Below are 12,419 nucleotides of genomic sequence, written 5' to 3'. Positions count from 1 at the left end.
GTCTACCCTATATTCCGCCGCCTCAAATCCTTGGGGAGGGGAATTCAAATGTCGCGTCAACAAACACAAGTACCGGTCAGTTCACCACGTTTGCTCGCATCGGCCATTGGCATGGCGATTACCGCCGGCTCGGCGGGGCACATGGTTTTCGCGGCGGAAAAAGCTGACGAAAAAGCACCGAGTAATGTGATTTCGCTGGGCGCTACCGCCATCACTGGCGAGGCTCAGGACGAGACTTCCTACAACGTCGAAAAAGCGTCCTCGCCCAAGTACACCGCACCACTGGTGGACACACCGCGTTCGATTACCGTCATCCCGCAACAAGTCCTGAAGGACACCGGCGCGATGAACATGCAAGACGCACTGCGCACCGTTCCGGGCATCACCTTTGGTGCCGGTGAAGGTGGCAACCCACAGGGTGACCGTCCGTTCATTCGCGGCTTCGATGCCCAGGGCGACACTTACCTGGACGGCGTGCGCGACACCGGTTCGCAGAGCCGCGAGATCTTCGCCGTTGAATCGATTGAAGTCAGCAAAGGCCCGAACTCGGCCATTGGCGGCCGTGGCGCCGCTGGCGGCAGCATCAACCTGGTGAGCAAGAAAGCGCACCTGGGAGATTCGCTCGACGGTGGCTTTACCTGGGGCTCCGACCAGACCCAGCGCTACACCTTCGACGGCAACTACCAGTTCTCCGACACCGCCGCCGGCCGTCTGAACCTGCTGACCCACGAAAGCAACGTCGCCGGCCGCCAGAGCATCGATTACGATCGTTGGGGTATCGCACCGTCCCTGGCTTTCGGCCTGGGCACCGAGACCCGAGTCAACCTCGACTACTACCACCTCGAAAGCAACGACACGCCAGACTCGGGCATTCCGTACTCCATCCCGGTCGCTGGCTCGGCTGCGCGTACCAAGGCCAATCCTGACAAGCCTAATGACGGTGGCAACAGCAGCAACTGGTATGGCCTGAACGACCGCGATTTCCGCAAGACCCGTACCGACACCGCGACCTTCTCCATCGAGCACGATCTGAACGATGCGCTGACCGTCAAGAACACCCTGCGCCACGGCACCAGCATGCAGGATTACATCCTGACCCAGCCGGACGACAGCAAGGGCAACGTCAACAATGGCAGCCTCTGGCGGCGGGCGAATACCCGTGTCAGCAACACCGAGACCACCACTAACCAGACCGATCTGTTTGGTGACGTGTACATCGCCGGGTTCAAGAACAGCTTCGCCACGGGTGTCGAGTTCACTCACGAGGAAAACGAAAAATCCTCGTACAACGTCAACACCGATACCACCCCGCGCACCGCAGCGGTGACCACTAACTGCTCTCCGGCCTTGATCGGCGCGCCAAGCGGTTTCAACTGCACCTCGCTGTCCAACCCGAACCAGAACGATCCATGGAACGGTGCAATCTCGCGTAACTACGCCGGTACCGACACCAAGGCCAACACGTACGCGCTGTATGTGTTCGACACCCTGGAATTGTCTGAGCAGTGGCTGGTGAACATGGGTCTGCGTTATGACCATTTCGACACCGACTACAAGACTTTCAACAGTTCCAGCGTGACCACGTCCAAGGGCGATGACACCAGCGAATTCGTCACCGGTCAGTTCGGCGTGGTGTACAAACCGGCTGAAAACGGCAGCATCTATGCGTCCTACGCGACGTCCGCCACGCCACCGGGCAACACCCTGGGCGAAGGTTCGGAAGGCAACCCATTGGGTGGCACACCTGATCGCAACGGCAACCTGCTGAAAAGCGATATGGAACCGGAAACCACCAAGAACTACGAAATCGGCACCAAGTGGGACCTGATGAACGATCGTCTGTCCTTGACCGCCGATATCTTCCGCACCGAGAAAGAAAACGCTCGTGTGCAAACCAACACCACGACATACGAAAACGTCGGCAAGACTCGCGTTCAAGGTGTCGAACTGTCGGCCACCGGCAAGCTCACCGATAAATGGCAGGTCTTCGCCGGTTACGCCTACATGGACAGTGAGCAAGTCGATGGTGGCCCACTGGGTGCGGCCAACGACGGTAACGAGCTGCCTAACACGCCGAAAAACAGCGCCAGCCTGTGGACGACTTATCAAGTCACGCCGAAGCTGACCATCGGTGGCGGTGCGTTCTACGTCGACGATGTGTTTGGCAGCGCTGCCAACACCACCATGGTTGATTCCTACGTTCGTTACGACGCAATGGCGGCCTACAAGCTGAGCAAAAACGTCGACCTGCAACTGAACGTGCAGAACCTGACCGACGAAACGTACTACGACAAAGCGTTCTCGACTCACTTCGCCAACCAGGCGGCCGGTCGTACTGCCTTGCTGAGCACCAACTTCCACTTCTAATAAAAGTGTGAGGAAAAAAGCCCTGCTCATTCGTGAGTGGGGCTTTTGTGTGTAAAAAAGAATGCTTCTCGACAACCCACGGCATAATGCGCGCCGTGAAGATTATTTTTGAACGAACAAGGCGAGCGACGTGTTGAAGAAAACCCTGTTCCAGTTGCACTGGTTTTTCGGCATCAGTGCCGGACTGGTCCTGGCCCTGATGGGCATCACCGGGGCCATGGTGTCGTTTCAGGATGAAATCCTGAGCGTACTGAACCCTTCTGTGTTGCAGGTCCAGAAGCAGGTCGCTGGCGTCCTGCCGCCCGCTGAGCTGGTCGAGCGCATCGAAGCCGCATCCGGCAAAAAGGTCTCGATGCTCAACGTCGAAACCGACAGCGGCCGTGCCGCCAAAGTGTTCTTCACCCCGCCGCCGGGTGAACGCCGTGGCGAAATGCGTTACTTCGACCCGTACACCGCCGACTTCATGGGCGATGCCACCGGCCAGGACTTCTTCGGCTTCATGTTGCAACTGCACCGCTTCCTCGCCATGGGCGATACCGGGCGGCAGATTACCGGGGCCTGTACGCTGATCCTGGTGTTCTTCTGCCTGTCCGGTCTTTACCTGCGCTGGCCGCGCCAGTGGAAAAGCTGGCGTGCCTGGCTGACCCTGGACTGGAAGAAAAAGGGTCGTAGCTTCAACTGGGACTTGCACTCCGTGGCCGGCACCTGGTGCCTGGTGTTTTATCTCCTGGCAGCACTGACCGGGTTGTCCTGGTCGTATGAGTGGTACAACAAGGGCCTGACCCGATTGCTGTCCGACGCGCCACAAAACGAGCGCGTGCGCAATCGCGGCCCGGCCCCCAGTGGTCCGGCGCCGACTGCCGATTACTCGGCCATCTGGAGCAGCGTCTACAGCGCCGCCGGCCCGGCACTGAGCGCTTACAACATCCGAATGCCACCCGTGGCCGGCCAGCCGGCGACCGTGTATTACCTGCTGAAAACCTCACCCCACGACCGCGCCCAGAACCAGATCACCCTCGATCCGGCGACCGGCATCGTCAAACAGCACGACCGTTACAGCGACAAGAGCCTCAAGGCGCAACTGCTGACCAGCATTTACGCACTGCACGTTGGCAGCTACTTCGGCATTGTCGGGCGGATCATCCTGACGATTGCCTCGCTGACGATGCCGTTGTTTTTCGTCACGGGCTGGTTGCTGTACCTCGATCGTCGGCGCAAGAAAAAGCAGATCAAGGACGCGCGCAAAGGTCTCGATCATCCCGACAGCGATGCGCCGGCCTGGCTGATCGGTTTCGCCAGCCAGAGCGGTTTCGCCGAGCAATTGGCGTGGCAAACGGCCGGGCAGCTGCAAGCCGCCGGGTTGCCGGTTAAGGTGCGGCCACTGGCCAGTGTCAGTGAACAGGATTTGCTCGACTCCACTAATGCGTTGTTCGTGGTCAGCACGTTCGGCGACGGCGAAGCGCCGGACAGCGCGCGCGGCTTCGAACGCAAGATGCTGGGCCGGGCGTCGAGCCTGCAGAGCCTGAACTATGCGGTACTTGGACTCGGTGATCGCCAGTATCAACACTTCTGCGGTTTCGCCCGACGCTTGCACGCCTGGCTGGGCGAGCATGGCGGCAAGACCCTGTTCGCGCCGGTGGAAGTCGACAGCGGTGACCCGTACGCCTTGCGTCACTGGCAGCAACAACTGGGCCTGCTGACCGGGCAAGCACCGGTCGACACCTGGCAAGCGCCGAGCTACGACAACTGGACACTGACCCACCGCGAATTGATGAACCCGGACAGCAGCGGCTCGCCGGTGTACTTGCTGGGCCTTACCGCCCCGTCCACCAGCAGTTGGCTGGCGGGAGATTTGGTGGAGGTGTTGCCGCGTAACTGCCCGTGGGCGATCGAGCACTTCCTCGACGGCCTGGGCATCGACGGGCGCGCCGCGGTGGTGTTCGATGGTTTGTCACAACCTTTGGAGCAAGCGCTCGCCACGCGCCAGCTACCTGAAAACAGAGCCCATCTGGTCGGCCTGCACGCTCAGGCATTGGCTGATGCGCTGGTGCCGTTGGCCATGCGCGAATACTCCATCGCCTCGATTGCTGCTGATGGCTTGCTGGAGTTGATCGTGCGCCAGGAACAGCATCCCGACGGCAGCCTGGGCATTGGCTCCGGCTGGCTGACCGAACACGTGCCAGTGGGTGGCAACGTCAGCCTGCGGGTGCGACGCAACAGCGGGTTCCATCTGCCGGCCGAGCCGGTGCCGATGATTCTGCTGGGTAACGGCACCGGCCTTGCCGGGTTGCGCAGTTTGCTCAAGGCGCGCATTGCCGACGGCCAGCAACGCCATTGGCTGCTGTTTGGCGAGCGTCATCGGGAACACGATTACCTGTGCCGCAATGAACTGGAAGAGTGGCTGATCTCAGGCGACCTGGAGCGGCTCGACCTGGCGTTTTCGCGGGATCAGGCCGAGAAGATCTACGTGCAGGATCGCCTGCGGGAGTCGGCGGATGAGCTGAAGAAATGGCTCGCCGACGGCGCCGTGATTTACATCTGCGGCAGCTTGCAGGGGATGGCATCAGGGGTCGATCACGTACTCAACGAAGTGCTCGGGATTGCAGAGGTCGATCGCCTGATCGAACAAGGCCGCTACCGCCGCGACGTTTACTGACACACCCCACTCCGTGTAGGAGCTGAGCTTGCTCGCGATGACGGTTTAACAGTCAACAATGAGGGTGACTGACAGGCCGCCATCGCGAGCAAGCTCAGCTCCTACAGGGGGGCAGGTGTACAAACATTAGACCGGCGTCACCTTCTGCTCAAACACACTCACCCCATCCAGATCCCGCAACACCACACTCATCTCCCCCGTCTGCCCATCAATATTCACCTCGCCAAAAAACTGAAAACCGGCAAACGGTGACGCGTTCTGCACGGGCGGCGCCTTTTCGAACACCACTTCAGGGCCAAAGGTTTTATCCAACTGATCAGGCCCGAAACTCCCCGCGTTCAAAGGCCCGGCGACGAACTCCCAAAACGGTTCAAAATCCTGAAACGCGGCACGATCCGGGTGGTAGTGATGCGCCGCGCAGTAATGCACGTCCGCCGTCAAAAACACGAAATTACGCACCTGCTGTGCTCGCAGGAAACCCAGCAACTCAGCGATTTCCAGCTCACGCCCCTGAGCCGGCCCCGGGTCACCATTGGCCACCGCTTCCCAGCGCGTCACACCGGGGCTGATCTCGCCGTCGGGCGCGCCAAGGCCTAACGACATGTCGGCGGCTATGACTTTCCACTGGGCGGTCGAGCCTTTCAATTCGCGCTTGAGCCAGTCCAGTTGCTCGCGCCCGAGAAAGGGTTTTGCGGCGCCGAGGTTGTCATCATTGGCACCGCGATAACTGCGCATGTCGAGTACAAATACATCGAGCATCGGCCCATAGCCGAGCTTGCGATAAATCCGCCCACCATTGTCGGCGTCCTGCCAACGCATGGGTGCATATTCGAGCCAGGCCTGCCGCCCGTGGCTCACCAGGCTGTGGATATCTTTCTCCTGATAACGCGCGTCGAGTTGCTTGCCCGGCGACCAGTTGTTCACCACTTCGTGGTCGTCCCATTGCCAGATCTGCGGCACCTCGGCATTGAAGCGACGGATGTTTTCGTCCATCAGGTTGTAGCGGTAATTGCCCCGAAAATCGTCGAGATTTTGTGCGACCTTGCTCTTGGCTTCGCTGGTGATGTTTCGCCACACCCGACCGTTTTCGGTGGTCAGTTGCACAGGGATGGGGTTGTCGGCGTAGATCGTGTCGCCGCTGTGGATAAAGAAGTCCGGCAAGCGCAAACGCATGGCTTCATAAATGCGCATACCGCCGATGTCCGGGTTGATACCGAAGCCTTGGCCGGCGGTGTCGCCACTCCAGACAAAACGAATGTCGCGGCGGGTTTGCGGCACGCTGCGCAAATGGCCGAACCAGGGTTCGCTGGCGACACCGCTTTGAGCGTCCTCGAAGGTCACGCGATAGAAAATCGCCTGATCGGCGGGCAACCCGGTGAGCTCGACACGCGCGGTGAAATCGGTGCGGGCATCGGCCAGCGGCGAGACAAATCGGCGCGGGTTGCTGAACAGGCTGCGCGTGTCCCATTCCACGACCATACGGGCCGGGCGATCGCTGCGACTCCAGACCATCGCCCGGTCACCCAGCACATCACCGGACTGCACGCCGTCGCTGAGTTGCGGACGATCCTTGACCGAAGCGATCACCGCCGGTGCCAGGCTTGGTAACAACAGCCCGGCCCCCACCGCTTGGATGACACGACGACGACCGAGGTCGAATTCGCTCATGGTGTTCTCCCTGAAACGGAAAAACATAATGGACTGTGACACACACCTGTAGGAGCAGAGCTTGCTCGCGATGTCGGTTTAACATTCAACGAAAATGCTGGCTGTTACACCGCCATCGCGAGCAAGCTCGGCGCCTACAGAAAAGGGCGTCAGGCGTTGGCGGGTTCCAGTGCCAACTCGACCGTTTCAGGCCTTTTGACCAGCGCATACGCCACCGCCGTCAACAAACTCCCGGCCACAATCGCCAGCAAGTAAAGCAGCGCATGGTTGATCGCATTCGGGATCGCCAGCACAAACAAACCACCATGCGGCGCCATCAGCTTGCAGCCGAAATACATCGACAACGCCCCGGTCAGCGCACCACCGGCAATGCTCGCCGGGATCACCCGCAACGGGTCTTTCGCGGCAAACGGAATCGCCCCTTCCGAGATGAAGCATAGCCCCAGCACCAGCGCCGCTTTACCGGCCTCGCGCTCGGTCTGGGCAAATTTGCGCCGGGCAATGAACGTGGCGATGCCCAGGCCAATCGGCGGCACCATGCCGGCGGCCATGGTCGCGGCCATCGGCGCATAGCTTTGCGAGGCCAGCAGCCCCACCGAGAACGCGTAAGCCGCTTTGTTGATCGGCCCGCCCAAGTCGACGCACATCATGCCGCCCAGCAGTACACCGAGCAGAATCGCGTTGGTGGTGCCCATGCTGTCGAGGAAATGCGTCAGCCCTTCGAGCATCCCGGCCACGGGTTTGCCCACCACGTAAATCATCACCAGTCCGGTGAACAGGCTCGCCAGCAACGGGATGATCAGGATCGGTTTCAGCGCCTCAAGGCTCTGCGGCAAACGCGCATAACGGTTGATCGCCTGCGCCGCGTAACCGGCGATGAAACCGGCAATGATCCCACCAATAAAACCGGCACCCAAAGTGCTGGCCAACAGACCACCGATCATCCCTGGCGCCAGGCCCGGCCGGTCGGCAATCGAGTAGGCGATGTAACCCGCCAGCAGCGGCACCATCAGTTTGAACGCGGTGTCGCCGCCGATCTGCATCAAGGCTGCCGCCAACGTGCCGGGCTCCTTGAACGCGGTGATGCCGAACACGAAGGACAGCGCGATCATCAAGCCGCCCGCCACCACCATCGGCAGCATGAACGACACGCCGGTCAGCAAGTGTTTATAGACGCCGGTTTTCTCTTGCTTGGCCGGGCCTTTGGAGCCGCTGGCGGCGCTTTCCTGCTGACCTTCGACCAACGCTTTGTTCAGCGTCGCTTCGGCTTGCTTCAGGGCAATGCCGGTGCCGCAACGGTAAATCTTCTTGCCGGCGAAACGCTCGGTGGCGACTTCAATATCACACGCCAACAGCACCACATCGGCCTCGGCAATCGCGGCGGCGCTCAATGGATTGCGCGCGCCGACCGAGCCCTGGGTTTCCACTTGCAGGTCATAGCCCAGACGCTTGGCCGCTTGCTGCAAGGCTTCGGCGGCCATGAACGTATGGGCGACCCCGGTGGGACACGCGGTGATCGCAACCAGTCGTGGCGCGTTTTTAGTGATAGCGACAGGCTCGACAACCGTTTCGGGGGCCACGTACACCTGAGCTTCTTCAGCGCCGCGCCGCAGCACCGCTTCAACATCCTGCAGGGCTTGCGCCGGGGTGCTTTGAAACACGCGCTTGCCGACAAACCGCGCCATATCCACCGGCGCGCTGGTCACCAGCAGGACCCACTCTGCGGCGTCGAGAGTGGCCGCCGACAATTGCCGCTCAGGATGCGTGGCATCCACCACTTCAACGCAGGTCATCCAGCCCTGACGCTGGGCCGCTGCATCGAGCAAACGGGCGCACAGCACACTGGTGACCATGCCGTTCGGGCAGGCCGTAACAATGGCTAACTTCATGACAAACCCTCTTATTGTTCTGTCAGGGGACGCACGCGTACACCCTGTTCGAGCTGCGCCAATTGCGCGGTATCGCCGATGCCGAAACCGATTTGAGTGACCGCCATCGCGGCAATCGCCGTGGCGGTGCGCAGGGTCTGCTCTGGCGTATCGGGCTTGAGCAAACCATGGAGCATGCCGGCCAACAACGAATCGCCCGCGCCCACGGTGCTGGCAACGCTGACCTTGGGGTGTGGCATGCAGCGCCGAGCCGACACTGAACCAGTTCACGCCCTCGGCACCGTGGGAAATCACCACGTGCTCGATGCCTTGCGCGTGCAAGCGGCTCGCGGCGTCGGCTTGTGCCGCGACCGACACAACCTCGCAGCCCAGCGCTTCCGCCAGCTCTTCGGTGTTGGGTTTGATCAGCCACGGACCGGCCTTGAGCGCCGCGCGCAATGCCTCGCCGCTGGTGTCGAGGGCGACGTTCAAGCCGAGTTCTTTCAAACGCACGATCAGTGCCTGCAACCACTGCGCGCTGACGCCCAGCGGCAAACTCCCTGCAACGACGACGGCGTCATGACCGGGTGCAATCTGCTCCAGGCGATCCAGCAGCGCTTGCTGCGCGGCGTCACTCACCCTCGGCCCCGGACCGTTGACGTCGGTGATGCGCCCGTCGCTTTCCGCCAGCTTGATGTTGCTGCGAATCTCGCCGGGAACGCGGATAAACGCGTCGACAAAACCGCGTTTGGCAAACAGCGTTTCGAACGCCTGCAGATTGTCTTCCCCGAGAAACCCGCTGACGGTCAACTGATGCCCAAGGTCGGCCAGCACCTGCGCCACGTTTATGCCTTTGCCAGCGGCGTGGGTGTGCATGGCGTCGCTGCGGTTGACCTGGCCGGGTTCAAGGCGCGGCAACTGGACGGTCAGGTCCAGCGCCGGGTTGAGGGTCAGGGTTAAAATCCGGGCCATTACAGAGCCTCCACTAATGCGCGCACTTCATTGGCGCTGCCCACGGCCAAGGCCTCTTGGGCGAGAATTTGCGTCTGGGCGAGGCTGAGTTCGCGAATACGCGCCTTGACCTCGGCAATGCTGCGCCCCGACACGCTGAGTTCGTCCACGCCCAGCCCGACCAGCACCGGCACCGCCAGCGGATCGGCCGCCAATTCGCCGCAGACGCCAACCCATTTGCCATGGGCATGCGCCGCACGCACGGTGATGTCGATCAGTTGCAGCACCGCCGGGTGCAAGCCGTCGGCCTGGGCGGACAAGGTCGGATGACCACGGTCGATGGCCAGGGTGTACTGGGTCAGGTCGTTGGTGCCGACGCTGAAGAAGTCGACCTCTTTGGCCAGCACCGGCGCCAGCAAGGCAGCCGACGGCACTTCGATCATGATCCCCAGTTGCAGATCGGCGACCGGGATTTCCAGGCGCAGGCGCTCGGTCATGTCCCGCGCCTGGCGCCATTCATCGACACTGCCGACCATCGGAAACATGATCCGCAGCGGACGGTTGTCGGCGGCCCGCAGCAAGGCACGCAATTGCGCTTCCATGATTTTCGGACGTTGCAGCGTCAGGCGAATGCCGCGCACGCCAAGGAACGGGTTTTCTTCTTTGGCGATGGGCCAATACGGCAGCGGTTTGTCGCCACCGACATCGAGGGTGCGCACCACCAGCGGCCGACCGGCCAGGCCGTCGAGCACGCGACGGTATTCAACTTCCTGGGTGGCCTCGTCCGGCGCCTGCGGGTGGGCCATGAAAATCAGTTCGGTGCGCAACAGGCCAATGCCTTCGGCACCCTGCTCCACCGCGCTGGTGACTCCGGCGCTCTCGCCGATATTGGCGAATACTTCGACCGCATGCCCGTCGATGGTCAGCGCCGGTTGATGACGTTGTTCAGCGGCCACTTTCAGGCGCTGTTCGCGGGTGTCGCGTTCTTCGGTGGCGCGTTGCAAGGTCAACGCATCAGCGTCTACGTGCAGGCGACCGCGCTGGCCGTCGATCAGCAACGGCGTGCCCGGCGCCAGCAGCAACACCGCCGCACCGGCACCGACCAGCGCCGGAATACCCAAGGCTCGGGCCACGATGGCGCTGTGCGCCGTCGCGCCACCGCGCGCCGTGAGAATACCGGCGACACGTGCCGGATCGAGACGCGCCACGTCGGACGGCCCGACTTCGTCCATCACCAGAATGTAAGGCTGATCAGGCTCTTTCGGCGTTTCGACGCCGCTCAGTTGCGCCAGCACGCGCCGACCGATGTCACGCAAGTCTGCCGCACGCTCGGCGAGCAAGGCGTCCTGCAACGACTCCTGTTGCCGGGCCGCCGCTTCGATCACCGCCATCCACGCCGCTTCAGCGCTTTCACCTTGCTTGAGGCGGGTGTCGACTTCATCGCTCAGTTCCGGGTCGTCGAGCATTTCCTGGTGGGTGATGAAAATTTCGCGGATGGCCTTGGACGTGCTGCGTTCAATCAAGCCTTCGATGTCTTGGCGCACCTGCGCCAGCGCCTGTTTGAGACGCTCGCGTTCAGTTGCGGCGGACTCACCGCGCAGCGCGTAATCAATGGTTTGCAGCACTTGAATATGGGCCGGGCCAATGGCAATTCCGGGCGCCGCGGCGATGGCTTGTATCAGGCTGCCGGACGCCGGGGCGAGCAGTACTTCGGCCATCTCTGCGATTTCTTCGCGCTGTTGGCTCACGGCTGGCAAAGGCTCGATTTCTTCGCCGAGGCCTTCTTCGATGGCGGCCAACAAGGCCGGCAAGGCATCGGCGGCGATGCTCGGTTCGGCAATGAATTCCAGCACCTGACCCCGATGGGCGCCGAGGCTGAGCAGTTTGCTCAGCTTTTTACCGACACCGCGCTGTCTTGGCCGTCGACGATGCGTACGCGAATTTCACCTTCAAAACTTTTCGCCAGTTGCGCGAGGATCTTCGCCGGGCGCGCATGCAAACCATGGGCGTTGGCCAGGGCGATGCGCGCGCTCGGCCAATCCGCCGGCAGTTCGCCGCCGAGGACTTCGAGCACTTTGCGACTGCTGGTGGCGCGGCCCAATTCGTGGCCGCGACCCTCAATCAGCAACGCACACAGACGTTCGAGCAAGGCCTGATGGGCTTCACCGAGGCTGGCCAGGCAGAACAGCCCGCTGAGCGGCTGGCCGAGGTAGCGTATCGGTTTGTCCGGGGTGACGAAGGCCAGGCCCGGACGCTTGACCGTTTGTTCGCTGTGCAACCACCACAAGCCGTCGCCCAGCGGCAACGCTTCGACCTGTTGCAACACGGCGGAGAAGCCGTTGCTCACGCAATCGGCCTGGCGCAACAAGCGCGCACCGCGCCAGACCAGTTCTTCGAAGTCATCGGCGGATACACCAAGACCGATCATCTGTGCATCCAGCGCCAATTCCTGCGGCGCGCCTTGCAGCAGTTTCAACAAGGCCTCGGCGGAACTCGCACGGCGCAAGGCCTGGCCCAGATCGGTTTCGCCGAGGGCGCGGGTCAACAGTTGCAACAAACGCAAATGCTCATCGGACTTGGCCGCGATACCGATCGCCAGGTAAACAATCTGGCCGTCCCCCCAATCCACGCCCTCGGGGAACTGCATCAGCCGCACGCCGGTGGAAAACACCAGGTCGCGGGTTTGCGGTGTACCGTGGGGGATGGCAATACCTTGTCCGAGAAAGGTCGAGCCCTGAGCTTCACGCGCCTGCAAACCGGCCAGATACCCCTTGGCAACCAGGCCATCGGCGACCAGATGCTCGGCCAATAGCTGTAACGCAGCGGACTTATCCACAGCCGACTGGCCCATGGAAATCTGCTCTAGGGTGAGCTCGAGCATGCTTTCTCCTTTTTGGCGTCTGATGGCG

4 protein-coding genes and 2 pseudogenes are annotated in these 12,419 nt (G+C 61.7%); 2 read left to right on the top strand and 4 right to left on the bottom strand.

Annotated elements, in window-relative coordinates; translation table 11 throughout:
- Positions 1–48: 48 nt before the first annotated feature.
- Both AB4N76_RS18395 and AB4N76_RS18390 read left to right on the top strand, forming a co-directional pair.
- Entirely contained in the window at positions 49–2,367 is a 2,319-nt protein-coding gene (locus AB4N76_RS18395) for a TonB-dependent receptor (RefSeq protein ID WP_046031945.1), read from the top strand.
- Between the two features lie 130 nt (positions 2,368–2,497).
- A complete protein-coding gene (locus AB4N76_RS18390; RefSeq protein WP_077430888.1) occupies positions 2,498–5,023 on the top strand; it encodes a PepSY domain-containing protein in 2,526 nt (841 codons plus the stop codon).
- Positions 5,024–5,149: 126 nt separating this feature from the next.
- On the opposite strand, the gene AB4N76_RS18385 is transcribed toward AB4N76_RS18390, so the two are convergent.
- The 4 genes and pseudogenes from AB4N76_RS18385 to ptsP all read right to left on the bottom strand — a co-directional run bounded on the left by AB4N76_RS18385 (position 5,150) and on the right by ptsP (position 12,391).
- Positions 5,150–6,691, bottom strand: coding sequence for an alkaline phosphatase D family protein (locus AB4N76_RS18385; protein ID WP_460163358.1), 1,542 nt, complete (start codon positions 6,689–6,691; stop codon positions 5,150–5,152).
- Positions 6,692–6,840: 149 nt separating this feature from the next.
- Positions 6,841–8,580: a PTS fructose-like transporter subunit IIB gene (locus AB4N76_RS18380; RefSeq protein WP_460163357.1), complete on the bottom strand. Its 1,740-nt coding sequence runs from the start codon at positions 8,578–8,580 to the stop codon at positions 6,841–6,843.
- Positions 8,581–8,591: 11 nt separating this feature from the next.
- Positions 8,592–9,531 (bottom strand): annotated as a pseudogene (pfkB, locus tag AB4N76_RS18375) (1-phosphofructokinase).
- Positions 9,531–12,391, bottom strand: a pseudogene (gene ptsP / locus AB4N76_RS18370) (phosphoenolpyruvate--protein phosphotransferase). Before ptsP ends, pfkB begins: the two co-directional pseudogenes overlap by 1 nt.
- Positions 12,392–12,419 lie beyond the last annotated feature (28 nt).

It is taken from the genome of Pseudomonas sp. S2_F03 (genome assembly GCF_054668335.1).
The sequence above is the reverse complement of the archived record's forward strand: the minus strand, read 5'-3'. Positions and strand labels throughout refer to the sequence as shown.

Excerpts from the sequence above, each read along its gene's own strand:
- AB4N76_RS18380 (WP_460163357.1), bottom strand. The coding sequence starts at position 8,580 with ATGAAGTTAGCCATTGTTACGGCCTGCCCGAACGGCATGGTCACCAGT.
- AB4N76_RS18385 (WP_460163358.1), bottom strand. The coding sequence starts at position 6,691 with ATGAGCGAATTCGACCTCGGTCGTCGTCGTGTCATCCAAGCGGTGGGG.
- AB4N76_RS18395 (WP_046031945.1), top strand. The coding sequence starts at position 49 with ATGTCGCGTCAACAAACACAAGTACCGGTCAGTTCACCACGTTTGCTC.